This is a genomic window from Variovorax sp. 01T432, assembly GCF_056398605.1.
Window position 1 is genome coordinate 1 of sequence record NZ_JBFTPS010000054.1, and the last position, 21478, is coordinate 21478.

General features: G+C 68.1%; 25 protein-coding genes. 13 read left to right on the forward strand and 12 right to left on the reverse strand.

What is annotated here, in order from left to right:
• Nucleotides 1–963, forward strand: a 963-nt coding sequence (locus AC1DNF_RS28835) for an aminotransferase-like domain-containing protein (protein ID WP_478152080.1), incomplete at its 5' end; no start/stop codon positions are given.
• Nucleotides 964–982: 19 nt separating this feature from the next.
• Here AC1DNF_RS28835 and AC1DNF_RS28840 read toward each other — a convergent pair.
• From AC1DNF_RS28840 to crcB, 3 genes are all read right to left on the reverse strand, one after another.
• Complete coding sequence (locus AC1DNF_RS28840; RefSeq protein ID WP_478152081.1) at nucleotides 983–1390, reverse strand: universal stress protein; 408 nt, start codon at nucleotides 1388–1390, stop codon at nucleotides 983–985.
• A 67-nt stretch (nucleotides 1391–1457) separates the two neighbouring features.
• Complete coding sequence (locus AC1DNF_RS28845; RefSeq protein WP_478152082.1) at nucleotides 1458–1781, reverse strand: DUF190 domain-containing protein; 324 nt, start codon at nucleotides 1779–1781, stop codon at nucleotides 1458–1460.
• Nucleotides 1782–1794: 13 nt separating this feature from the next.
• Nucleotides 1795–2184 carry a fluoride efflux transporter CrcB gene (gene crcB / locus AC1DNF_RS28850; protein WP_478152083.1) on the reverse strand — a complete coding sequence of 130 codons (390 nt, stop codon included), beginning with the start codon at nucleotides 2182–2184 and terminating at the stop codon, nucleotides 1795–1797.
• Nucleotides 2185–2533: 349 nt separating this feature from the next.
• On the opposite strand from crcB, the gene AC1DNF_RS28855 reads away from it, so the two are divergent.
• From AC1DNF_RS28855 to AC1DNF_RS28885, 7 genes are all read left to right on the forward strand, one after another.
• Nucleotides 2534–2926 (forward strand): helicase SNF2, encoded by a 393-nt coding sequence (locus AC1DNF_RS28855; protein WP_478152084.1) that lies wholly within the window; start codon nucleotides 2534–2536, stop codon nucleotides 2924–2926.
• A 287-nt stretch (nucleotides 2927–3213) separates the two neighbouring features.
• Complete coding sequence (locus AC1DNF_RS28860; RefSeq protein WP_478152085.1) at nucleotides 3214–5010, forward strand: hypothetical protein; 1797 nt, start codon at nucleotides 3214–3216, stop codon at nucleotides 5008–5010.
• 62 nt (nucleotides 5011–5072) lie between these two features.
• Nucleotides 5073–5921 carry a hypothetical protein gene (locus tag AC1DNF_RS28865; RefSeq protein ID WP_478152086.1) on the forward strand — a complete coding sequence of 283 codons (849 nt, stop codon included), beginning with the start codon at nucleotides 5073–5075 and terminating at the stop codon, nucleotides 5919–5921.
• Nucleotides 5918–7072, forward strand: coding sequence for a M48 family metalloprotease (locus AC1DNF_RS28870; RefSeq protein WP_478152087.1), 1155 nt, complete (start codon nucleotides 5918–5920; stop codon nucleotides 7070–7072). The genes AC1DNF_RS28865 and AC1DNF_RS28870 overlap by 4 nt, the downstream gene beginning before the upstream one ends.
• 867 nt (nucleotides 7073–7939) lie before the next feature.
• Complete coding sequence (locus AC1DNF_RS28875) at nucleotides 7940–9370, forward strand: aminotransferase-like domain-containing protein (RefSeq protein ID WP_478152088.1); 1431 nt, start codon at nucleotides 7940–7942, stop codon at nucleotides 9368–9370.
• Between the two features lie 177 nt (nucleotides 9371–9547).
• Nucleotides 9548–9829 (forward strand): hypothetical protein, encoded by a 282-nt coding sequence (locus AC1DNF_RS28880; RefSeq protein ID WP_478152089.1) that lies wholly within the window; start codon nucleotides 9548–9550, stop codon nucleotides 9827–9829.
• A 13-nt stretch (nucleotides 9830–9842) separates the two neighbouring features.
• Nucleotides 9843–10418, forward strand: a complete 576-nt coding sequence (locus AC1DNF_RS28885; RefSeq protein ID WP_478152090.1) for a nitroreductase family protein — start codon at nucleotides 9843–9845, stop codon at nucleotides 10416–10418.
• Here AC1DNF_RS28885 and fdhD read toward each other — a convergent pair.
• Genes fdhD through AC1DNF_RS28900 form a run of 3 tightly spaced genes read right to left on the reverse strand, consistent with a single transcriptional unit; the run spans nucleotide 10415 to nucleotide 14456 of the window.
• The gene (gene fdhD / locus AC1DNF_RS28890; protein ID WP_478152091.1) at nucleotides 10415–11227 is read right to left on the reverse strand and encodes a formate dehydrogenase accessory sulfurtransferase FdhD; all 813 of its coding nucleotides are present in this window, start codon (nucleotides 11225–11227) and stop codon (nucleotides 10415–10417) included. The genes AC1DNF_RS28885 and fdhD overlap by 4 nt on opposite strands.
• 11 nt (nucleotides 11228–11238) lie before the next feature.
• Nucleotides 11239–12147, reverse strand: coding sequence for a bestrophin family protein (locus AC1DNF_RS28895; protein ID WP_478152092.1), 909 nt, complete (start codon nucleotides 12145–12147; stop codon nucleotides 11239–11241).
• Entirely contained in the window at nucleotides 12144–14456 is a 2313-nt protein-coding gene (locus AC1DNF_RS28900) for an FdhF/YdeP family oxidoreductase (protein ID WP_478152093.1), read from the reverse strand. Before AC1DNF_RS28900 ends, AC1DNF_RS28895 begins: the two co-directional genes overlap by 4 nt.
• Before the next feature lie 184 nt (nucleotides 14457–14640).
• Here AC1DNF_RS28900 and AC1DNF_RS28905 point away from each other — a divergent pair, with 184 nt between their 5' ends.
• A complete protein-coding gene (locus tag AC1DNF_RS28905) occupies nucleotides 14641–15285 on the forward strand; it encodes an ABC transporter ATP-binding protein (RefSeq protein ID WP_478152094.1) in 645 nt (214 codons plus the stop codon).
• 147 nt (nucleotides 15286–15432) lie between these two features.
• The gene (locus AC1DNF_RS28910) at nucleotides 15433–15678 is read left to right on the forward strand and encodes a hypothetical protein (RefSeq protein WP_478152095.1); all 246 of its coding nucleotides are present in this window, start codon (nucleotides 15433–15435) and stop codon (nucleotides 15676–15678) included.
• 21 nt (nucleotides 15679–15699) lie between these two features.
• Here AC1DNF_RS28910 and AC1DNF_RS28915 read toward each other — a convergent pair whose 3' ends face one another.
• Complete coding sequence (locus AC1DNF_RS28915; RefSeq protein WP_478152096.1) at nucleotides 15700–16107, reverse strand: hypothetical protein; 408 nt, start codon at nucleotides 16105–16107, stop codon at nucleotides 15700–15702.
• Nucleotides 16108–16329: 222 nt separating this feature from the next.
• Nucleotides 16330–16749: an FHA domain-containing protein gene (locus tag AC1DNF_RS28920; protein ID WP_478152097.1), complete on the reverse strand. Its 420-nt coding sequence runs from the start codon at nucleotides 16747–16749 to the stop codon at nucleotides 16330–16332.
• A 201-nt stretch (nucleotides 16750–16950) separates the two neighbouring features.
• Here AC1DNF_RS28920 and AC1DNF_RS28925 point away from each other — a divergent pair, with 201 nt between their 5' ends.
• Nucleotides 16951–17160 carry a hypothetical protein gene (locus tag AC1DNF_RS28925; protein ID WP_478152098.1) on the forward strand — a complete coding sequence of 70 codons (210 nt, stop codon included), beginning with the start codon at nucleotides 16951–16953 and terminating at the stop codon, nucleotides 17158–17160.
• 115 nt (nucleotides 17161–17275) lie between these two features.
• Here the strand turns inward: AC1DNF_RS28925 and AC1DNF_RS28930 are convergent, their stop codons facing one another.
• Nucleotides 17276–17560 carry a hypothetical protein gene (locus AC1DNF_RS28930; RefSeq protein WP_478152099.1) on the reverse strand — a complete coding sequence of 95 codons (285 nt, stop codon included), beginning with the start codon at nucleotides 17558–17560 and terminating at the stop codon, nucleotides 17276–17278.
• A gap of 194 nt (nucleotides 17561–17754) precedes the next feature.
• On the opposite strand from AC1DNF_RS28930, the gene AC1DNF_RS28935 reads away from it, so the two are divergent.
• Nucleotides 17755–18282: a BON domain-containing protein gene (locus AC1DNF_RS28935; RefSeq protein ID WP_478152100.1), complete on the forward strand. Its 528-nt coding sequence runs from the start codon at nucleotides 17755–17757 to the stop codon at nucleotides 18280–18282.
• Nucleotides 18283–18385: 103 nt separating this feature from the next.
• Nucleotides 18386–19348: a M14 family metallopeptidase gene (locus tag AC1DNF_RS28940; RefSeq protein ID WP_478152101.1), complete on the forward strand. Its 963-nt coding sequence runs from the start codon at nucleotides 18386–18388 to the stop codon at nucleotides 19346–19348.
• 6 nt (nucleotides 19349–19354) lie between these two features.
• Here the strand turns inward: AC1DNF_RS28940 and AC1DNF_RS28945 are convergent, their stop codons facing one another.
• Genes AC1DNF_RS28945 through dhaL form a run of 3 tightly spaced genes read right to left on the reverse strand, consistent with a single transcriptional unit; the run spans nucleotide 19355 to nucleotide 21456 of the window.
• The gene (locus AC1DNF_RS28945; protein WP_478152102.1) at nucleotides 19355–19792 is read right to left on the reverse strand and encodes a GFA family protein; all 438 of its coding nucleotides are present in this window, start codon (nucleotides 19790–19792) and stop codon (nucleotides 19355–19357) included.
• A gap of 12 nt (nucleotides 19793–19804) precedes the next feature.
• Complete coding sequence (dhaK, locus tag AC1DNF_RS28950; protein ID WP_478152103.1) at nucleotides 19805–20794, reverse strand: dihydroxyacetone kinase subunit DhaK; 990 nt, start codon at nucleotides 20792–20794, stop codon at nucleotides 19805–19807.
• A gap of 11 nt (nucleotides 20795–20805) precedes the next feature.
• Entirely contained in the window at nucleotides 20806–21456 is a 651-nt protein-coding gene (gene dhaL / locus AC1DNF_RS28955) for a dihydroxyacetone kinase subunit DhaL (protein WP_478152104.1), read from the reverse strand.
• Nucleotides 21457–21478: the final 22 nt, after the last annotated feature.

Sequence of the window (21478 nt, forward strand, 5' to 3'; positions counted from 1 at the left end):
ATGCTGCCCTGGCCCGTCGACCCGGCGCAGGTGCTCATCACCACCGGCTCGCAACAGGGCCTGGACCTGATCGCCAAGGTGCTGCTCGACCCGGGCAGCCGCGTGCTGGTGGAAACACCGACCTACCTGGGCGCGCTGCAGGCCTTCTCGCCGATGGAGCCCGAGCCGGTGAGCGTGGCGAGCGACGACGAAGGCGTGATCGTCGATGACCTGGTTGCCAAGGCCCGCGGCKGCGGGGGAGGCRCCTCGCGGGACGGTGCGCGCTTCGCCTACCTGCTGCCCAACTTCCAGAACCCCACCGGCCGCACCATGAGCGAGGCGCGCCGCGCCGCCGTCTCCGCCGCCGCCGCCAGGGCCGGCCTGCCCATCGTCGAGGACAACCCCTACGGCGACCTCTGGTTCGACGAAGCACCGCCCCTGCCGCTGACCGCGCGCAACCCCGAGGGCTGCATCTACCTCGGCTCCTTCTCGAAGGTGCTCGCGCCGGGCCTGCGGCTGGGCTTCCTGGTGGCGCCCARGGCCGTCTTCCCCAAGCTGCTGCAGGCCAAGCAGGCGGCCGACCTGCACAGCCCCGGCTTCAACCAGCGCATGGTGTCGGAGGTGATGAAGGACGGCTTCCTCGACCGCCACGTGCCCACCATCCGCGCCCTCTACAAGCGCCAGCGCGACGCCATGCTGGAGGCCCTCATGCGCGAGATGAAGGGCCTGGGCGTGGAGTTCAACAAGCCCGCCGGCGGCATGTTCCTGTGGCTGCGCCTGCCCGCGGGCATGGACGCCGTCGCGCTGCTGCCCAGGGCGGTGGAGCGCAACGTGGCCTTCGTGCCGGGCCTGCCCTTCTACGCCGGCGAGGGCGATCCGCGCACGCTGCGCCTGTCTTTCGTGACGGCCAGCGTCGAGGAGATCGACATCGCCATCACGGCCCTGGCGGCATCCGTGCGCGATGCGCTCGCCGGACGCCCTTGATCGAGGGACGCCATGCGCATCATCGGCCCGCCACCAGCACGCAGCAATGCGCATGGTCGATGACACGCTTGACCAGCGAGGCCCGCGCCATCCGGCTGAGCAGCGTGCGCTGGCGATGGCCCATGACGATCAGGTCGGCGCCGAAGCGATCCGCGGCGGCGACGATCTGTTCGGAACATTCGCCCTCCACCACTTCCATCTCGAGATCGACCTCCGGGCCCACGCCCATCTTGCGCAGCTGCGTCAGATAGCCCCAGCAGTGCGCGCGGGCCCTGTCGCTGGAGGCATGCGTGTCCACCTCCGCGGACCAGGCCACGGCCACGACATGAAGGGTGGCATGGGCCTCCTGCGCGACCTCCAGCGCGCGCACGAAGGCCAGATCCGAGGAATGAGTGCCGTCGTACGCCACGAGAATCCTGTTGAACATGGTGCGCCTCCTTCCGTGGCTTGCCCGTTCCGCTGTTGCCTGGCTGCCGCCGCGAGCCGGATGGCGCTCACGGCTCTCCCCCGATGACCCCCATCTCCAGCGGGACCAAGATGTAGAAGAGCTTGAGCCTCTCGCCGGCCAGATGCGCGAGAAAGTCCTGCGCCTCCTGCTCGCTCAGCGCGAAGCCGACCTCCACCGGCAGATCGCCGGCCAGCTCGAAGAAGTGCTCCTCGTGCAGCTTGCCGTGGCGGCCGAATCCCGCGATGGCGCGAAAAGCCGAGCCGCCATGAATGCCCACCTTCCGGGCTTCTTCAAGAAGCCATTCGTAGGCGAGGATGCCGTGGTGCCGGTGCTTCTCCTGCACGTAGAACTTGAGATAGATGCCTTGCATGGTGAAGTCTCCGCTAGGCCCTGACAAAGAGCGCGTTGGCGATCAGGATGCCGATTCCGGTGAGGACCAGCGAGCCGACCAGGTGCACGCCGGCCGCGGCCAGGGCCCACCAGTGCTCGTGCCGCCCGATCAGTGTGACGACTTCGACCGAGAAGGTGGAGAAGGTCGTCAGTCCGCCCATGAAGCCGGTGATGACGAGCAGCCGCCATTCGGGCGCGAGGCCGCCGTTGTGCGTGAAGAAAGCGCTGGCGACGCCGACCAGCAGCCCGCCGATGAGATTCGCGGCCAGCGTGCCCAGGGGAATGGTGGGAAACACCGGGTTCAACAAGCCCCCCAGCCACCAGCGCAGCAAGGCGCCGCAACCGGCACCGCCGAAGACCGCAATGAAGGAGAAGCCGCTCATGTTGCTCCTTGGGATCGAAGAGGCCAGGGCGACCGATGCTGCAAGCGCGCCGGTCGCGCACGAGGATCCGGGCACACATCATCAGCCGAATGGGCGGCCAGGGGAAGAACGCCCTCGCCGCTCGGGACTGCGGATCGCGGCAAGACGCCGTTTCGCTTCGTCTTTCAGATGAAACAACCGGCGCTTCAGATGCATTCGAAGGAGCGGGCGGCGCAATCGCGGGGCAACCGGGCAAAGAGAAAGTAGCCACCGTGGCAGTCGCGACACCTACGAAGCGACCAGCGCCACGAACCCAGGCCGCTATGCAGCCAGTGTCAAACCCAGCGTTCAACTCGTTCAAGGAAATGTCATGAAGTCAGCAAAGATCATCACCGTTGCCGTCCTCTGCCTGCTCGGCGCCGCCGGCGCACAGGCGGAAAACTATGACGGCGTCCATCCGCTCACGCATTCGGCCAGCCGCGCCGCGGTGCGGGCGGATGCCGTCGTCGCCGCGCACAGCCCCGACCCGTACGCGGAGGGCTATGACGCGGGCGTTCCCGAGACGATCGCCTCCGCCGTCGATCGCGCAACAGTGCGCGGCGATGCCGTCGCCGCCGCCCACAGCCCGGACCCATATGCCGATGGCTACGACGCCGGCGTTCCGGATGTCGTCGCCTCGACCGCCGACAAGGCATCGGTGCGCTCGCAGGCCGTCGCGAGCGCCCGTTCGCCCAGGCTCAATGTGTGGGGTGAAACGTTCTGAACTCCGTGCGCATTCCACCATTCGCCGGCCGCGAGGGCCGTGGCGCAAGCGACGACCTTCTCGCGCTGGTGAAGACGACCGGATGGCCCTCCGGGTCCCGGATGCGCATCAACAGACACGCTTAACCGAACGGCGGACTCCCTAAAAGAAGTGATCGCCAGCCCCCATCTCTCGCTCACAATGTAGTTCTTTTTTACCAACAAGACAGAACGACACGGCAGGCGTCGCTTTTTGTGCCGCAGGCGGTGCGTCTCGGAGGGTAGGCCGATGAGGACGGAGCGGGCATCTTGAGCGCCTCGCATGGTGCGGGCGCGACAGCGGCGGGCGATGGGCCTGCCCGTGGCGGCGAGTCCTTGGGGGCTCGTGCGGCGGTTGTCGTGCGCCGGGCTTCGGCATGGGTGCGCTCACGGCCCCACTGGCTGCGGGAGGCCTGGGGCATCGTGGTGCTGGCGGCGTTCGCGGCGTCGATCCATGGGCTGCATCTCGCGCGGGTGGACTGGTTCACCTCGATCTCCATGCAGCTCGCGCACAGTGCGCGCGGCGTGCTCTGGTTTCCGGCGAAGGATTCCACCTCGGATGCCGGAAAGGCCGAGCCCATCCAGGCGGTGTCGGGGCGGGTGACGGTGATTCGCTTCTCTCCCGAAGGCTTCGCCCATACCTTCTGCGGCCTGACGCCGGTTCCCCGCCGCCAGACCGCGCGCGTCCTGGGGGCGGTCGCCGACGCTATCGGCGAGTCGGGCATGCGCTTCGACCCGTCGCGCCTGCCGGTGGTGGGGATCGACATGGACATCACCTCGCTGAGCGGGCCCGCGGCATCGGTGGAGAAGGCCTGTGCGATCGGGTACGAGGCGAGCGGGTCGGAGACCGGAAAAGGCGGGGAACCAGAGTTGGAGAGGGCCGCCGGCAAGCTCCAGGGCAAGGCCCAATTGATAGCGCTGGCCTTGGGCCGCGCCGACGACCCCTCCCGCCTGGCGCGAAACCAATCAATGTCGGCCTTGTGCAGCAAAGGCGTCCGGTTCGCCGCGGGAACGGCCTTTCTCGAACCCGGCAAGCCCTTCTACTGGTTTGCCGGAGAGCACGCGCACAGATCCTCCGTGAATGTGGTCGACGAGGTGCCGCTGCCGCGCATGTTCCCGTCCCTGGGCAACCTGATGGCATTGGCGGCCGAGGGCTCGGCCTGCGAGATCGAGCCGAATGTCAAGGTCCCCACCTGCGCTGAAGTCATCACGGGGGCATGCGCCACCGTCAATGCACCTTCATCGAACCTGAGTTCCCAGGCTTTCCTGCTTGAGGACCTGAGCACCAGCTCGAAGTCGGATGAGAAGCTCGCCCAGGTGCGCGCGCAGTACGCGCGGCGCAACCTGAACCTGCTGAGCCCGGTGGAAGTCGAAACGATCGACAACCTCGACGAGTTGAAGACCGCCGTGACGGCCGCGCTGCACGAATGGGAACGCGCCCACGACGCGACCTACGCGCCGATGCTGCTCATCTCTATCGACGACGGCATCACCGACCGGCATTTCACGGTCGCCGACGACAAGGGCGATACGGGGGGCGACCAGTTGCAGGCCATGATCGCGGCGTCGCGCGTGCAGCGTCTCGACAACTGGAGCCCATGGAAATCGGCACTGCTCGACATTGCGGTCGGCGCCGCATTTACCTTGATCTGGCTGTCCTTGAGCAGCCGGGCCGTGAGGCTGCAACGACATGGCGCCTCGTTCCTTGCGGGGACGCTCTTCACGCTGGGGCCGCTGGCAATCGCGACCCTGGTGGGAGTCGCCGTCGCCTCGATCTCCGCGTGGATGCTGCAGCGGGGCCAGTGGGTGGACCCGTTCCTCATGCTGGCCTGCCTGCTTCTGCACGCCTATCTGCAGGCGGCGCATCACACCTCGGAACACGCGGCGCATCCTGCCGCCGTGCATCCGCATCCGAACATCGACCCCCGAAACGCCCTGCATTCGACGGGACCCCGGACCGCACCTGCCTGGGACGCCGCGCTGCGGGCGGGCTGGTTCGTGCTCCAGTGCATTCTTGTGGTGTGGGCGATCGGCGTCGTCAGCAGCGTGTGGGGTGGCAGTCATTGAGGTGCACGCCGGGCGCGCGACCGGATCTCGGATTTTGACCTTGACCCATGAAGGAGAGCGGCATGAAACGGCGAACGAAGTTCTGGATGCGGGTGGCCGGGGCGGCGCTGCTGACCGGTATCGCGGCGATGGCGGTGGCGGCCGAGAACGCATCCACGGGCGGGTGCTTGGTGAGCTGCACGGCGCCGCCCGCCGCTGGCGATGGGTATTGCACGTTGACCAACACACCGCGGCTGCCGGTCGGGCAGCAGTTGTCCATGTCCTCATGTGTCCATCAAACCGTGGAAGCGGGTGAGGTGGTCGTCCGCTTCCGGGTGAGCAAGAAGCTGGAACGCTTCACGGCCGTCGGCCGCAAGCCCTTCTCCGAGATGCTGGGCAAGTACGCGGCCCTGGATTGCATGTCCTTCGATACGAACTGCAATGGCGGCGCGGAAGCGGGCTCCCACCGGACCTTCGGCAAGCCCTTCGAAGCGGATGATGCATGGAAGCCGAAGGGCACGCCCTGCGGCCAGGGCCTGCCTTGCGGGATGGTCAGCCTGGCCGCCGATCCTGTGCGCTTTCGCCTCGTCGGCGCAGCCCAGCGCGGCGAGTTGCGCGTCAAGCCGGTTCGCGGCGGCGGCGATGCAACGATCGTCAAAGTCGTCGACGGCACGGTGGCCTTTGCCCCCGGTTGGCTCAAGCCCGGCACGCCTTATCGCTACGAGTTTGTCGGCGATGGCGGCCAGGCGAGTGCGGCCGGGGAGTTCTCGACCCTGTCCGGCAGGGCTCAAGCCGATATCGCCGCTCAACTGACAAGCGCGCGTGCGCAACCCGGCGCGTCGCCCGCCTCCGCCTTTCTCGACGTGATGCTGGCGAACGGTCTTGACTGGGACGCGCTTCAACTCACCCTCGGCATGCGGGAGGCACCATGAACGATTTCGCGAACACGCGCACACTGGCACGCGCGCTCTGCGCCACGGTCTTGGTCTTCGCTGCTGCCGCAGCGCTGGCACAGACGGACGCGCAGAGGCCGTCGCAGCTCCCGAAGTCGGGCCGCTTCGATGCGGTGCTCGAGGCCAACGGCGACAACCCGGTGCCGCGCAACGAAACGGCGCTCGGCTCGCTGGTGCCGGACAAGCAATGCAAGCGCGCCGACGAGAGCATGAACGTCTGGGAGCAGGTGAGCACCTATGGCGGCAAACATGCGGAACTGCGCATGCAGCGGATCCTGAGCAGCAACTTCCAGTACACCGACCTCACGCAGCAGGACAAGGACATGCTGCGCTATCTGGCCTATACGACGGTCTGGGTGCCGGAGTCGCTGGAGAACGCGGTGGGTTCGCTCTACACGACGATGACACGCTCGGGCGGCGGCAACATGTCGCCGCTGGAACAGGGTCAGCTGGACCGGCTGAAGGAGCAGGTGAAGACCTTCAAGTCCGTCATGAGCGGTTATTCGAGCGATGTCGCGGTGCTGGTGGACTCGAGCGGCCCTCTGGGGGCATCGGCGAGCGTGGGCGGGTTCGTGCGAATCTCGCCCGAGTTTCTCAACATGCTGGACGAAAAGGACGCCGTGCGCAGGCTGGTCGTGGCGCATGAACTCTCGCACCTCTACAAGCGCCACACGATCAAGGAGATGCAGTACCAGCTCATCACGAGCGCCGCGGGCTTCGACCTGGGCAAGAAGCTGATGTCGCGTTCGGTTCCGGCCACGAGCAAGTCGCCGATGGATTTCCTGAAGGGGGCGCTCGACTCCGTCACCGCCGCCAAGGATCTGCTGGCTTTCCTGAGGACCACGCAGATCAGGTTCCAGCAGAACCAGGAGTTCGAGGCCGATGCCTGCGCGGTCGAATGGATGAAGCGCTCGAACGAGAACCCCAGTGACCTGTGGGTTGCCTTCGGTGAAATGCAGAAGGATCCTTCGCCGGACAACGAGGCCTATGTCGCCACGCATCCTTCCTACGACGATCGCCGGAAGAACATCGAGCTTGCCACCGGCATCAAGACCGGCGGCAAGGCCGTCGCTGCGACGAGCACGGGCGGAAAGCCCAAGGCCTCAGGGAAGGCGGCGAAGTCGCCCTGAGGCGTGCTCACTCTGCCGAGCCGGTCGCGAGTTGAGGCGGTTGCGTTAAGCGCGTGGGGCGGCGGCGGGCGGTGTGCTGCCAATAGGTTCGGGGCCGCGGTGGCGGGGGTGTGCTGCCAATAGGTTCGGGGCCGCGGTGGCGGGGGGTGTGCCCTTGGCCGGCCGACGTCACCGCCCCTTCGGGGTCCCCTGCGCTGCTCGGCGGTGCCTCAACGGCCAGCCAAGGGCACACCCCCCGCCACCGTGGACACGTTGGGGTTCATCCCTCCGCCGGACACTTTGCGGATGTCCGCACGCCTCCTCACGCTCCTCCAGGCTGACCGGAGCAAGCAACTGTTCAAGGCACGCATAGGCTAGATGTACATCGCGCAGATTGCACGCGTCATCGACCGCACTCAAGGCCAGCGACGCGGTGCTGCGCAAATGCGAGGCAAGTGATTCGAGCGTGATCGCGGTTGGCGTCGAGCCGACTGCGTCGTCGACTGCATCGTCTGATGCCAAAGGGGTGGAGGATTGCGCGGACGGGATCGACCCCAACGTGTCCACGGTGGCGGGCGGTGTGCCCTTGGCTGGCCGTTGAGGCACCGCTGAGCAGCGCAGCGGAAGGCGGATAAGGGCCGCGCATGTTTGAGCCGCAGGCGAGTTTGCGCGGACCCCGCCTGACGCGAGCAGCGCAAGGGACCCCGAAGGGGCGGTGACGTCGGCCAGCCAAGGGCACACCGCCCGCCACCGCGCCCCCTAGCAAAAAGGGCACACCGCCCACCGCCGCGCCCCCGTACCGGAGGCCAGGCCGCAGAATCTCGCATTTGGCGGCAGCGCGCAGGACGCGGCCGGCTGCTCGTTTGCCGAGCCCACGAGGACGCAGGATTGAAACTCTACGAAAGACTGTCGGATGACTTGGAGCGTGCCATCAGGGACGGCGTGCTCAGGGCCGGCGAGCGCCTGCCTTCGATACGCGAGACCTGCCGCGCCCGCAAGCTCAGCGTCACCACCGTGTCGCGCGCCTACCTGCAACTGGAGAGTCGGGGACTGATCGACAGCCGGCCGCAGTCGGGCTACTTCGTGCGCCCTCTCCAGGCCGAGCCGGCGTGGGAGCCGATCGCGGCCTCGCAGCCCTTGGACGCTTCCACCGATGTGGACGTCAGCCGGCTGGTGCTGGCCACGCTCAAGTCGATCCGGTCCCAGGGCGCGGTGCCACTCGGATCGCCCTATCCGGACCCCACCCTCTTTCCATGGCAGCGCGTCCATCACAAGATCAGCACGTTCGCGAAGCGCCATGACGCGCGGGCCATGCTCGACGACCTGCCGCCCGGCAATCCGGAGCTGATCCGCCAGATCGCGCGGCGCCACCTCGACACCGGCCTGGCCGCCGACCCCGGCGAGATCATCGTCACCGCCGGCGCGACCGAGGCCATCAACCTCTGCCTGCAGGCCGTGGCCAGACCCGGGGACACCATCGCCGTCGAATCGCCCACCTTCTACGCGATGCTGCACGCCATCGAGCGCATGGGCATGCGCGCCATCGAAATCGCCACGTACCCGGACGAGGGCATCGACCTCGCCGCCCTGGCGCACGCGATCGAGCGGCACCCCATCGCCGCCTGCATGGTCATGCCCAATTTCCAGAACCCCCTGGGCTTCATGATGAGCGACGAGAAAAAGCGCGAGCTCGTGGCGCTCAGCGCCCGGCACGGCCTCCCGTTGATCGAGAACGGCGTCTACAACGAGCTCCACCACGACGACGCGCCGCCCACCACGCTCAAGTCCTTCGACACACAGGGCCTGGTGCTGCATTGCAACTCCTTCTCGAAGAGCCTCACGCCCGGCGTGCGCATCGGCTGGGCGCTGCCCGGACGCTATCGCCAGCAGGTCGAGAAGCTGAAGTTCCTCAACACGCTGACCACGCCCACCCTGCCCCAGCTCGGCGTGGCCGAGTACCTGAAGAACGAAGGCTTCGAGCACCACCTGCGCCGCGTGCGGCAGACGCTGGCGCAGCAGGCGGGCATCATGAGCGCGATGGTGAAGCGCTTCTTCCCCGAGCACACCCGCCTGTCCCGCCCGCGAGGCGGCTACGTGCTGTGGGTCGAGCTGGCGCCGCAGGTCGACACCATGGACCTCTACCGCGAGGCGCTGGAGCGCGGCCTGACGATCGGGCCCGGCCGGATGTTCTCGACCTCGAACACCTACGGGCACTTCATGCGGCTCAACTACAGCTATCTGTGGTCGCCGGAGATCGAGGCGGCGGTCATCGAGCTGGGCCGCATGGCGGCGACCATGTCGCGGCGCGGCGCGCCATGAGAACGCGGACGCCATGCGCTGACTGTGCTCCCCGCACTTCCGCGCGACTGTGCACCGGCAACAGCGACGTTGCGTCGAACAATGACCTTACCCGGCAAAGCCGCTTCAAGGTGTCCAGATGTTCGAGTCCCAGCCCATCGCATGCGACAGACAGCACGTCGCTGGTCGGAGGTCGAGATGAGCGAGCGCCTGGACCCCGCGGTGGCGGCCATACTCGCCGCGCTCCTCGACGCACATGATGGCAAGAGCGGCCTCTCGGTTCCTCGCCTGCGCAAGCAGCTGGAGCTTCCGCTGAGCCTCGTGATGCGAACCCTCTCGTCGCTCATCGATGCGAAACTCGTGGAACTGACGAGGTCGCGGGATCAGAATGTCGCGGCGACCCTGACCGAAGCCGGCCTGGGCTTCGCGCGCCGGCACGAGGTGCCCCGGATTGAATCTCAACGAAAGACTTTCGAATGAACTGGAGCGCGCCATGACCGCGGATACCATGCTGTCGACGATGCTGGCGCGGCGCTCGGTCTCTCCGCGCCGCCTGGGGCCGCCCGCGCCGAGCCCGGCGCAGCTGGGCCTCATGGTGGATGCGGCCCTGCGCGCGCCGGATCACGGGCACATGCTGCCCTGGCGCCTCATCGATTTCGCGGACACGCAGCGCTGCGGGCTCGCACAACTCTTCGAGGACGAAAAGCGCCGCCGGACGCCGGACGCGACGCCCCAGGACATCGAGCGCGCCCGCGCGCACGCCACGCAGACACCGACCATGCTGGCCTTCGTCGTGCGGCCCGAGGCCGACGCCAAGGTGCCCGTCCATGAGCAATGGCTGAGCGCCGGCGCGGCCCTCGGCCAGCTGCTGCTGGCGGCGCATGCGATGGGCTTCGGCGCCATCGTGCTCAGCGGCAAGCGATGCGAAGACCCGATCCTTCGCCAGGCGCTCGGCATCGCGGCGCGGGAGACACTGGCCGGATTCATCAGCATCGGGACGATCGTTTCCCCACCGCCGCCCGCGGCGCGCACGGAGCCGAACCGCGTCCTGTCGAACTGGAAGCCCTAGCCCGCCACCGCCGTGTAGTCGACGAAGCTGTCGCCGCGGCAAAAACTCGCCAGCGTCATCCCCGCCTGTCGCGCGATCCGGATCGCCAGCGAACTCGGCGCCGACACGGTCGCCAGCATCGGGATATTGACGCGCGCCGCCTTGCGCACCAGCTCGTAGCTCGCCCTGCTCGACAGGAAGACAAAACCCTCATCGAGCGGCAGCCGCTCCAGCGCGCGCTGCCCGATGAGCTTGTCGAGCGCGTTGTGGCGCCCCACGTCCTCCACCGCCATCAGCACCTCCCCTTCCGGGCTGCACCACGCGGCGGCATGCAGCGCACCCGTGAGCCGGGTCAGCGCCTGGAAGCCGGGCAACTCCCGCGCCGCCCGCCGGATGTTCACCGCATCGGGTTTCACCGTGACGGCCGAGCGCAGAACCGGCTGCGGCACCAGGTCCAGCAGCCCGAGGCTTTCGATGCCGCACACGCCACAGCCGGTGCGGCCGGCAAGCGATCTGCGCCGGGTCTTCAGGCCCTGGAAGGCCTGCTGCACGACGGTGAGCTGCACTTCGGCGCTGTCCTCGTGCATCAGCACCTCGACATCGACGATCTCGCGGCGGGCGCGCACCAGCCCCTCGGTCAACGCGAAGCCCACGGCCAGTGCCTCGAGCTCGCGCGGCGTGGCCATCATCACGGCATGCGCGATGCCGTTGAAGACCAGCGCCACGGGCCACTCCTGGGCCACGCGGTCGATGGCAAAGTCCTGCGCGGCATTGCGGTGGCGCGCCACGTCGACTTCGACGTAGCCAGGCGGTTCGTTCAGTTCCAGCATGGGTTTCCCGTTCAGGTCAGCACGTGCCACCGGTCCGGTGCCAGGGGCTCGGGCACCGGCTGGCCGGACAGCTCCAGCAGGGAGCGTTCGATGTTGCGGCACATCGCATCGAGCGCGAGGTCGTTGGGCGAGGTGCCGAAGGGCTCGGCGATCTCGTGGGCAATCTCCTCCAGCGCAAGCAGCGTGTAGGCGACGAAGACGCCGACGAAGGGCGTCGCCTCGTGCAGGACGTCGGCCAGGCCGAAGGGCAGCATCAGGCAGTAGACGAAGACCGTGCGATGCAGCAGCAGGCCGTAGGAGTACGGGAAAGGCGTGGTCGCGATGCGCTCGCAGCCGCCCACCACATCCGACAGGCGGGCCAGCTGGGCGTCGAACATCCATTGCCGCTGCATGCCGTTCGCGCCGCCGGCATCGAGTCCGGCAAGGATGCGGCGCAGCGCGTCGAGGATCGCGATGGGACGGAACTGCTTGCCGCGCAGCGCGGCATTCTCCTGCGCGGTCAGCAAGGGCAGCGGCTGGCCGGCATCACCTTGGCGCAACTGCCCGTTGAGCGCATAGGCGAAGGCGCCCAGGTGCCGAAGAAGGGCGTCGCGGCTGAAGGGTCCATGACGCGCCGGCAGGTAGCAGATGGCTTGCGACATCAGCGTGCGCGAGACGATCGCCAGTTCGCCCCAGAGCTGCCGCGCTTCCCAATAGCGCGCGTAGCTGACGTTGGTGCGAAAGGCCAGGAACACGGCCAGCGAGACCCCCACCAGCGTGAAGGAGGTCGCCACCCGCTCGCCGAAGATCCGGCCGTCCGTCTTCCACGCGACCAGGCTCACCAGAAGCGTGAAGGCCAGCTGCGGCAGGATCGAGCGCAGCACCGAGCCGTGCCAGACGAAGAGCGTGCGAAGCCAGTGCTCGCGCGGCCGGACGATCATGCGGCCTCCGCCGAGCGGCGCAGCAGCACCGGCACCGACTTGGAGGTCGGCGTACCCGACACGTCGGCCACGCTGTCGAGCGGCACCAGCGGGTTGGTCTCGGGGTAGTAGCCGGCGACGCAGCCGCGCGGGATGTCGTACGCGACCAGCAGGAAGCGGTCCGCGCGGCGCTCGATGCCGTCCTCCCAGACGCTGATGAGGTCGACCCACTCGCCGGGCTCGAAGCCCAGCATCTTCAGGTCGTCGCGATGGACGAACACCACGCGGCGCTGGCCGAAGACGCCACGGTAGCGGTCGTTCAGGCCATACACCGTCGTGTTGTACTGGTCGTGCGAGCGCGTGGTCATCAGCACCATCAGCTGCTCGCCGTACTTCCGGCGCGCGCGGTGCAGGGGCGTGTCGGCCTCGATGGTGCTGACCACGAACTGCGCCTTCCCCGACGCCGTCTGCCACACCCTTTCGCGCGAAGCCACGCCGATGTGGAAGCCGCCGGGCACGGCGACACGCGCGTTGAAGTCGTGGAAGCCCTCGACGCCCCGCTCGATCGCGTCGCGGATGCGGGCGTGGTCGCGCGACAGCGCGAGCCAGTCGACCGGCGCCGGGCCGAGCGTGGCATGGGCGATGCCGGCCACGATGGCGGTCTCGGAGCGCAGATGCGCCGAGGCCGGCCGGTTGATGCCGTAGGAGATGTGGACCATGCACACGGAGTCCTCGACGGTCACGCCCTGGGCCACGCCGTCCTGGACATCGATCTCGGTGCGGGCGAGCACGGGGAGGATGAGCGCCTGGTGTCCATGCACCAGGTGGCTGCGATTGAGCTTGGTCGCGAGGTGGACGGTCAGCTCGCAGTTGCGCAGCCCCTCCCAGGTGCGTTCCGTGTCCGGCGTGGCCATCGCGAAATTGCCGCCCAGCGCGAACAGCACCTTGACACGGCCGTCGCGCATGGCGCCGATGGTCTCCACCACATCGAGGCCGTGCCTGCGCGGCGGTTCGAAGCCGAAGGCGCCGGCCAGCTTGTCCAGGAAAGCCGTGGAGGGCTTGTTCTCGATGCCCACCGTGCGGTTGCCCTGCACGTTCGAATGCCCGCGCACCGGCAGCAGGCCGGCGCCGGGCCGGCCGATGTTGCCGCGCATCATCATCAGGTTCGACAGCATCCGGATCGTCGCCACCGAGTTCCTGTGCTGGGTCAGTCCCATGCCCCAGGTCGAGATAACGGCCTTGCCGAGGATGTAGATCTCGGCGAGTTGCTCGATCTCCTGCCGCGGGACGCCCGACTCGGCCACCAGCGCGTCCCACGGCTGCATGCGCAGGTCGGCGGCGAAGGCATCGAAGCCGCTGCAATGCGCGGCGATGAAGGCGACGTCGAGGACGCGCGGCGCGCCCTCCCGCACCGCGGCGTCGTCGCGTTCGAGCACGTGCTTGGCCACGCCCTTGATCAGGGCCTGGTCACCGCCGAGCCGAGGCCGCACGAAGACCGATGCGATCCTGGTGCTCGACATGGTCATCATCTCGACCGGACTCTGCGGGTTGGTGAAGCGTTCCAGGCCCCGCTCGCGCAACGGGTTGATGGCCACGATGGTCACGCCGCGCTTCGCGCAGTCGCGCAGCTCGCCGAGCATCCGGGGATGGTTGGTGGCGGGGTTCTGGCCGAAGAGCAAGAGGGTGTCGCAGCGCTCCATGTCGTCCAGCGTGACGGTCGCCTTGCCGACGCCCACGGTGCCGGGCAGGCCCCGGCTGGTGGACTCGTGGCACATGTTCGAGCAGTCCGGGAAGTTGTTGGTGCCGTAGGCTCGCACGAAGAGCTGGTAGAGAAAGGCGGCCTCGTTGCTGGCCCGGCCCGAGGTGTAGAAGGCGGCCTCGTCGGGGCTCGCAAGCTTCTTCAGATGCCTGGCCACCAGTTCGAAGGCGGCCGTCCAGGCGATGGGCTTGTAGGTGTCGGATGCGGCGTCGTAGGCCATCGGCTCGGTCAGCCGGCCGTGCGCCTCCAACTCGCAGTCCGACTCCCGCATGAGACGGGTGACCGTGTGAGCGGCGAAGAACTCCGGCGTCGCCCGCTTGCTGGTGGCTTCGGCCGCGACGGCCTTCACGCCGTTCTCGCAGAACTCGAAGGTCGACGCGTGCTCCCGGTCCGGCCACGCACAGCCGGGGCAGTCGAAGCCGTCGGGCTGGTTCTGCTTGAAGAGCGTCTTGTAGCGGTTGCCGGGAACGCGCTCCTTCACGAGCGTGAGGGCCACCTGCCTGATGGCGCCCCATCCGGCGGCGGCATGCGTGTAGGGCTCGATTCTGGCGTTGGGCCTGGTGCTCGACATGAGGATTCCTTGGGTTTCGCTGCTGGAAACCAGTCTAGGAATTCAAGGCCGGGCGCCGGGAGCACAGATCGGCGGCCATGCGAGGAGCACAGCAGCGGAGCGGGGACGCGGGACGCGCAATACTCGCGGGAACCTCGCCGCCGAATTTCCGGCGGCGGAAGAACTCGACCCAAGGCATTCATCCATGAACTTCCAACGAGCCGCCCGCCCCCGGGTGCTGCGCATCCAGAACCTGGGCTTCGCGTACCCCGGGGAGCCGGCCTTGATGTCCGGCCTGTCGCTCGACATCGAAGCGGGCGTGACGCTGCTGTACGGCGACACCGGCAGCGGCAAGTCGACGCTGCTGCGGGCGATGGCCGGCGCGCTGCCCGCCGAGGGGCGGCTGGCGATCGCCGGCGTGGGCCTCGACGAGGACCCTGGCGGCTACCGGCGGCAGCTGTTCTTCGTCGACCCGGCGACCGAGGCCTTCGACGCGATGACGGTGCATGAGTGCACGGACGCGCTGCGCGCGGGCGACGCGGGCTTCGACGAACTCCGGTGGCAGTCCCTCGTCGAGGGCTTCGCGCTGGCACCCCATCTGGCCAAGAAGATGTTCATGCTGTCGACCGGCTCGAAGCGCAAGGTCTGGCTGGCATCGGCGCTGGCCTCGGGACGCGCGCTGACCCTGCTCGACGAACCGACGGGCGGGCTCGACGCCGCGTCGACGCGCTGTCTCTGGCGCGCGCTTGCGGACGCGGCACGGGACAGCGGGCGCGCGATCGTCATCGCCAGCGCGCAGCGCATCGACGAGGTGCCGCTCGCGGGTGTCATCGAATTGCCCCTTCGTTGAGGACGCTTCTGCCGCGTGAACGCAGCGATCGTCGTAGAAACCGGAAGGAGTTGGCAATGTCCGACAAGGACCTAGGCGTTATGGCTGATGCTTTTGCGCCAGCCTGCCGATAAGGTGGCATCCAGCACTCTCAGACGACGCCAGCCCATGCTCACCACCGCGCACAAAGCAGCCATTCTTCAGAAGACCGGCGTTGCCGTACCGGCCCTTCCGGCGGGAATCGGCGAGGCCTTGCGGGAATGGAGCGCGGCGGTGGATTCGCTCTTCGTCAGCTATGTCGCCGCGCGCGCCGCCAAGAGCCTGAGGGATGCCGAGGAGCTGCGCCAGCTCGAGCTGCTGCGCCGCATCTCCGCGAGCCCCTCCCGGGGCGCCGACCGGATGCAGTGGACCTGAGCCCGCGTCTGCTCCCTCTCCCTACTTCGTGCCGCTGCCCTCTCCATACGAGGGCAGCTTGCCGGACTTGTTTTCCTTGGCGACTTCGGCGCGGCGCGCCTTGCGCTCGGCCGAACGCTCGGCACGCGGTGCTGTCGGGACCGCCGTCGGCTCGGGGTTGCCTTCGCCGGGCTTGAACTCCTTGGCGGCCTGAGTGCCTTCGGGCTTGCGCGCCTGCCGGGCGGCGCTGCGCTCGGCCTTGGGGACCCGAGGCCTGGCTTCGGGCTTGGGATTGCCCTCGCCCGGGGCGAACTGGCGCGCGGCTTCGGTGCCTTCCGCCTTGCGCTCGGCGCTGGCGGCGGCCTTGTCGGTCGGGGCCGGTTGCGCGCTGGCGGCAGATGCCAGCAGCTGAGTGATGGCAATGCTCAATGCCCAGACAAGACTCTTCATATGAACTCCTGTGATTTAGAAAAAACGGAAGCGAAGGGCAGGCCCGCTCACGAGCAGCCATCGCTTTCGTGCAGGGATGTTCGGCGTTCGACCCGCGCGGCGTCAACCCCTTCGGAGCCGTTCGCGTCCAGGCCATTTGACAGAGGTCAAGGCGATGCGAATCAGCCGGGCTCGCCGGGGAACCGGCGGCCGCGGGCGATCAGGCGCGGCGGCGCCCCGGGTCTAGTGCACGTGCCTGGCCGCGCGTCCCTTGCGAAAGAAGCTGGCCCAGTCGCTCTTCTCGCGCGTATCGATGTTGAGCGGATCGGTGATCACGGTCACCAGCCGCAGTGCCTCGTCGCTCGGCAACTGCGCGGTGGTGTACAGGAAGCGCAGCTGGCAGTCGCCCACGGTGATTGCGTCGCCGTTCCTGAGGGCGACCGCCTTCACCCTCACCTTGTTGACGAAGGTGCCATTGCGGCTGCCGGTGTCGATCAGCACGAAGCGATCGCCCGTCCATCGTATGGCGGCGTGATGCCTGCTGACGCCCAGGCTGTCGATCTGGACGCCGCAGCTCGGATCCCGGCCGATCGTGGTGATGGGGCCCTGGATATTGATTTGCCTGACGCTGCCGTGTTTCGCCAAAACGATGAGCCTGGACATTTCGATCTCGCTGTTCGATTGATTGCACTGCTTTGCTTTTCGGCGCCGCTGCTCCATTCCTGAAGCGGGCAATCCGGGAAACGAGGCATTTGTTGGCACTTTCGGGCTCAAGTCGCGGGGAATTCGTAGACTTTGGCTTTCGTTTGACTTTCAAACCACAGGTGGCTTCGTCCTTTTGCGCCGGCGCGGCAGAATAGGCCAATGACTCAGCTTGGCGATCTCTCCGACGATGACTTGATGACGCGTGCAAGAGCATGGCGGTTCCAGGCTCTGCAAGGCGTGGCACATGCGCGCCGCGTGGCGCGCGAATACGAGGCCGAGATTCGTCGGCGTTTCAGGGAAGCCACCACCGTCAGCGACACGCTGGATTCGACGTCGAGCCAGCTGCGGCCGTTCTGGTTTCTATGGTGACGATCGGCAAGTCACTCAAGTTTCCCGGGAATCCGTCGATAAAGAGGATGGTTCTCCAGGGATCTTCTGACCAGAGATCATTCGGCCCGCCTCGCGCGGGCCTTTTTTTGCACGCTCAGCGCAGCGGGCCGAAGCCGAAGGGCCCGAGCGCCTTGGCTTTCTTTCGCGCCGGGGCGACCCGGGCCGCCTCGCGCGGGCCGGCGTCGAGGTCGTCGATCATGCCCTGCAGCGCCAGCAGGCCGGCCGTCATGGCCTTGCGATAGGACTTGAACGCCTTCTCCGAACTCTCGAGTTCGACCCAGCCCGCCGCGCTGTCGCTGCCCTCCAGCAGCAACCAATGAAAGGCCCCGGGCTGGGGCTCTTCCACGGTGACGGAAATCAGACGTAGACGGCCGGACATGCGCGCAGTGTGGGGCAAGTCGCGACGGCGGTCTGCCAGCGAAGACCTACGCCGGCGCCATTTCTTCGAATGGGACCGCGGGCCGCGACGACCGCCATCGGCAGCGATTGAAGGCGTCTGCCTACATTCGATCGCGGCAGCCGCGGGGCGCCATTTCTGCGTGCGCGCGCCATGCTCGCGCAAAGGAATCAACCATGACGAAGCAAGTTCGGATGAGCAATGGCGTGGGGTCGGGCCGTGTGCTGACGGCGGTGATGATGGCGGCGGCGGTGCTCGCGCTGGGCGCCTGTGGCGACCGCGCCAGCAACGAGACAGCCGGGCAGAAGCTCGACACCGCGCTGGCGCGGACCGAGAAGGCCGTCGCGGTGGGCGCCGACAAGGCAGCCGACCTGGCGGAGGTTGCGCGCGACAAGACCGTGGCCTTCGCCAAGTCGCCGGAACTGAGGCAGGACGTGGCCGCCGCCGAGCATGCGCTGAAAAATGCCGGCACGGCGGCCCTCTCCTCGGCTGACGATGCGGCCATCACCGCATCGGTGGCCTCCGCGCTGGCGAAGGACGCGGAACTCAGCGCGACGCGCATCGACGTCGAGACGAAGGCCGGCGTCGTGAGCCTCGCGGGCCCCGCGCCCAACGCCGCGGCGAAGGAGAGAGCGACGCAGATCGCCAGGGCCGTGAAGGGCGTCGGCTCGGTCGACAACCGTCTCGAAGTGAAGTCGATGTAGCGCCTCCGGGGCCGCGCCCGGCCCGCGCGCGGCGTCGGTGCCGGTCGGGCCCTGTCGCCCCAGTGCATGAGAATCGGCGGATTCACTCCCGCAAGGAATCCGCGTGTCTCTGTCCTTTGAACTCCCTCCTCCAGACATCGGCGCGTGGCGCGCCGGCAACACGGACGTGGAAGGCGTCTGGCGCTTCGACAGCGGGCGACCGGGCCGCAATGTGTTGATCACCGCGCTGGTGCATGGCAATGAGGTGTGCGGCGCATGGGCGCTCAAGGGCTTGCTGGAAGCCGGTGTGCGCCCGCAAGGCGGCACGCTCACCCTCGCCTTCTGCAACCTGGCGGCCTTCGACCGCTTCGATGCCGCCAATCACGACGCTTCCCGCTTCGTCGACGAAGACCTCAACCGCCAATGGATGCCCGAGCGCATGGATGCCGGCGACACGCTTGAGCGGCGTCGCGCGGCAGCCCTGCGCCCCCATGTGGCGCAAGCGGACTGGCTGCTCGACCTGCATTCGATGCATGAACCTTCGGCACCGCTGTTGCTGACCGGCATCCAGCCGCGCAACCTGGCGCTGGCGCGCGCACTGCGCAGTCCCGAGCACGTCGTCATCGACGCGGGCCACAAGGACGGCGTGCGCATGCGCGACTTCGGCCGCTTCGGCGCGCCCGATGCCGAGAGCGACACCCGCTCACTGCTGATCGAATGCGGCTTCCATGGCGACCCGGCCAGCCGCGGCGTGGCGCAAGACCAATGCGCCCGCTTCCTGCAGGCCGCCGGCACGCTGGACGCGGCCGGGACCGCGCGCCTGCTGCCGGGCTGGCTGCGGCCCGACGCCCCGCGCCAATGGGCCCTGGACGTGACGGGGCCGGTGGTGGCGCGCGGCAAGGACTTCCGCTTCGCGCAGCCCTACACCGGGCTGGAAGTGATCGAACGCGCGGGCACCGTCATCGGCTGGAACGAAGGCGAACCGGTCGCGACGCCCTATGACGACTGCGTGCTGGTCATGCCTTCCACGCGCCAGGCCAAGGCGGGCGTCACGGTGGTTCGCTACGCGCGGCGGCGCCTTCTCTAGCGCCGGTCAGGTGCCCGGCTCGACGAACCGGACGTCCGCAATCCAGTTGCGCTTTCGGCGCGCCAGGCGCGATTCGAGGCTCTCGCCGCCGAACGAGGCGGGGGCATGGCGCAGAAGGGACGGGTCCACGTCGTTGAACGCGTTCACGCTGACGACGGCGTAGAGGTGTTCATCGATCGAGCTGGTCACCACCGGCACCGCGCCGCAGCGGGCGCAGACGTGGAACACGGCCGTGCCGGTGCCGAAGCTGTATCTGGAGAGAAGAGATGGCGCTTGGACCCTGACCCGGAGCGCAGCATCCGGGCTGGACGTCCAGACGCCGCCATGCCGGGTGCAGAAGGAACAATCGCAGGCGCGCGCCGGAATCCCGGAGGGCGTGGGTTCCCAGACGAGTTCGAAGGAGATGTTGCCGCAGTGGCAGCCACCATGGATGATCATGGCCATCGAACCGTCTGCTCACATGCCCCAGCGCAGCGCGGCCGTGTGCACGGGCGCGTCCCACAGCGCCAGCGTCGCCGCGTCGAGGGCGCTCACGGTGACCGAGCAGCCCGCCATCTCCAGCGAGGTGACGTAGGAGCCCGTCAGGTAGCGCGCGATCTTGACCTCATTGCCGACGAGCACCTTGCGCACCGCGTTGACCATCAGGTAGAGCTCCATCATCGGCGTGCCGCCGAAGCCGTTGACCAGCAGCAGCACCTCCTGCCCGGCCTTGAGCGACAGGTCCTTGAGGATCGCGCCGGTGAGTTCGGCGGCGATGTCGTCGGCCGAAGCCAGCTTGACGCGGCGCCGGCCCGGCTCGCCGTGGATGCCCACGCCCATTTCCATTTCGTCCGGGCCGATCTGGAAGGTCGGCTTGCCCGCCGCCGGCACGGTGCAGGAGCTGAGGGCGACGCCCATCGACGCGGTCGCCTTGTTGACGGCATCGCCCAGCGACTTGAGCGCCGCCAGCCCCTCGCCGCGCTCGGCCGCGGCGCCGACGATCTTCTCGACGATGAGCGTTCCCGCGACGCCGCGCCGGCCGGTGGTGTAGGTCGAGTTCTCGACGGCCACGTCGTCGTTGACGATCACGGTCTCGTTGTCGCAGGCGACCATCTCGGCCGCCATCTGGAAGTTCATCATGTCGCCCGAATAGTTCTTGACGATGAAGAGCACGCCGGCGCCGGTGTCCACGGCCTGCGCGGCGGCCAGCATCTGGTCGGGCGTGGGCGAGGTGAACACCTGGCCCGGGCAGGCCGCGTCGAGCATGCCGTGGCCGACGAAGCCGGCGTGCAGCGGCTCATGGCCCGAGCCGCCGCCGGAGATCAGCGCCACCTTGCCGGGCTTGAGCACGCGGCGGCGCACGAACTGGCCGGACTCGCCGAGGGTGGCGATGTCCGCGTGCGCGGCCGCGAAGCCGTCGAGGGATTCGGACAAGATGGCATCGACGTCGTTGATGAGCTTCTTCATGGCGTGTGCTTTCAGGCGGAAGGGGAAGGGGAAGGAGAAGATGCCAGGGCGCCAGCCTGCAGGTTGTCGCAGATCGCGCCGATGATCAAGGCCAGCGAGCGCGAGCCGGGGTCCACATGGCCGAGCGCGCGATCGCCGAGGAAGGAGGCGCGCCCGCGGATCGCATCCATGCCGGCGGTGGCGTCGGCGCTGTCGAAGGCGCATTGGCGCACCCGCGCCCTCAGGTCGTCGAGGTCGTCGCCGCCCCGGGCCAGCACCCGCTGCACCGGCGCCAGGACATCGAGCAGCGTCTTCTGGCCGACCTCGGCCTTGCCCAGGCGCGTGAGGGCCTTGATGCCGGCGTCCACCGCACGGGCCAGCGCGGCCGGCGTGAGGGGCGGCGGCGCATCGGGCAGTTCCTTCGCCAGGGTGATCATCAAGGTGCCGAAGACCGGGCCCGAGGAGCCGCCGATGGTCGACATGCAGGTCATGCCCATGGCGCGCAGCGCCTCGTTGAGCGACTGCGCGGCCAGGTCGTCGAGCCGGGCCTGGATCGCCAGCGCGCCGCGGCGCATGTTGAGGCCGTGGTCGCCGTCGCCGATGGCCTGGTCGAGGGCGGTCAGTTCCTCGACGTGGTCGATCAGCGTCTGCGTCGCGTGGCGGATCAGGTCGGCATGGCTCATGGGTTTCTCCCGAAGGTGTGCG

What these genes read in the sequence shown, in the direction of transcription:
- AC1DNF_RS28840 (WP_478152081.1), bottom strand. Translation starts at nt 1,390, where the DNA reads ATGTTCAACAGGATTCTCGTGGCGTACGACGGCACTCATTCCTCGGAT.
- AC1DNF_RS28845 (WP_478152082.1), bottom strand. Translation starts at nt 1,781, where the DNA reads ATGCAAGGCATCTATCTCAAGTTCTACGTGCAGGAGAAGCACCGGCAC.
- crcB (WP_478152083.1), bottom strand. Translation starts at nt 2,184, where the DNA reads ATGAGCGGCTTCTCCTTCATTGCGGTCTTCGGCGGTGCCGGTTGCGGC.
- AC1DNF_RS28855 (WP_478152084.1), top strand. Translation starts at nt 2,534, where the DNA reads ATGAAGTCAGCAAAGATCATCACCGTTGCCGTCCTCTGCCTGCTCGGC.
- AC1DNF_RS28865 (WP_478152086.1), top strand. Translation starts at nt 5,073, where the DNA reads ATGAAACGGCGAACGAAGTTCTGGATGCGGGTGGCCGGGGCGGCGCTG.
- AC1DNF_RS28870 (WP_478152087.1), top strand. Translation starts at nt 5,918, where the DNA reads ATGAACGATTTCGCGAACACGCGCACACTGGCACGCGCGCTCTGCGCC.
- AC1DNF_RS28880 (WP_478152089.1), top strand. Translation starts at nt 9,548, where the DNA reads ATGAGCGAGCGCCTGGACCCCGCGGTGGCGGCCATACTCGCCGCGCTC.
- AC1DNF_RS28885 (WP_478152090.1), top strand. Translation starts at nt 9,843, where the DNA reads ATGACCGCGGATACCATGCTGTCGACGATGCTGGCGCGGCGCTCGGTC.
- fdhD (WP_478152091.1), bottom strand. Translation starts at nt 11,227, where the DNA reads ATGCTGGAACTGAACGAACCGCCTGGCTACGTCGAAGTCGACGTGGCG.
- AC1DNF_RS28895 (WP_478152092.1), bottom strand. Translation starts at nt 12,147, where the DNA reads ATGATCGTCCGGCCGCGCGAGCACTGGCTTCGCACGCTCTTCGTCTGG.
- AC1DNF_RS28900 (WP_478152093.1), bottom strand. Translation starts at nt 14,456, where the DNA reads ATGTCGAGCACCAGGCCCAACGCCAGAATCGAGCCCTACACGCATGCC.
- AC1DNF_RS28905 (WP_478152094.1), top strand. Translation starts at nt 14,641, where the DNA reads ATGAACTTCCAACGAGCCGCCCGCCCCCGGGTGCTGCGCATCCAGAAC.
- AC1DNF_RS28910 (WP_478152095.1), top strand. Translation starts at nt 15,433, where the DNA reads ATGCTCACCACCGCGCACAAAGCAGCCATTCTTCAGAAGACCGGCGTT.
- AC1DNF_RS28915 (WP_478152096.1), bottom strand. Translation starts at nt 16,107, where the DNA reads ATGAAGAGTCTTGTCTGGGCATTGAGCATTGCCATCACTCAGCTGCTG.
- AC1DNF_RS28920 (WP_478152097.1), bottom strand. Translation starts at nt 16,749, where the DNA reads ATGTCCAGGCTCATCGTTTTGGCGAAACACGGCAGCGTCAGGCAAATC.
- AC1DNF_RS28925 (WP_478152098.1), top strand. Translation starts at nt 16,951, where the DNA reads ATGACTCAGCTTGGCGATCTCTCCGACGATGACTTGATGACGCGTGCA.
- AC1DNF_RS28930 (WP_478152099.1), bottom strand. Translation starts at nt 17,560, where the DNA reads ATGTCCGGCCGTCTACGTCTGATTTCCGTCACCGTGGAAGAGCCCCAG.
- AC1DNF_RS28935 (WP_478152100.1), top strand. Translation starts at nt 17,755, where the DNA reads ATGACGAAGCAAGTTCGGATGAGCAATGGCGTGGGGTCGGGCCGTGTG.
- AC1DNF_RS28945 (WP_478152102.1), bottom strand. Translation starts at nt 19,792, where the DNA reads ATGGCCATGATCATCCATGGTGGCTGCCACTGCGGCAACATCTCCTTC.
- dhaK (WP_478152103.1), bottom strand. Translation starts at nt 20,794, where the DNA reads ATGAAGAAGCTCATCAACGACGTCGATGCCATCTTGTCCGAATCCCTC.
- dhaL (WP_478152104.1), bottom strand. Translation starts at nt 21,456, where the DNA reads ATGAGCCATGCCGACCTGATCCGCCACGCGACGCAGACGCTGATCGAC.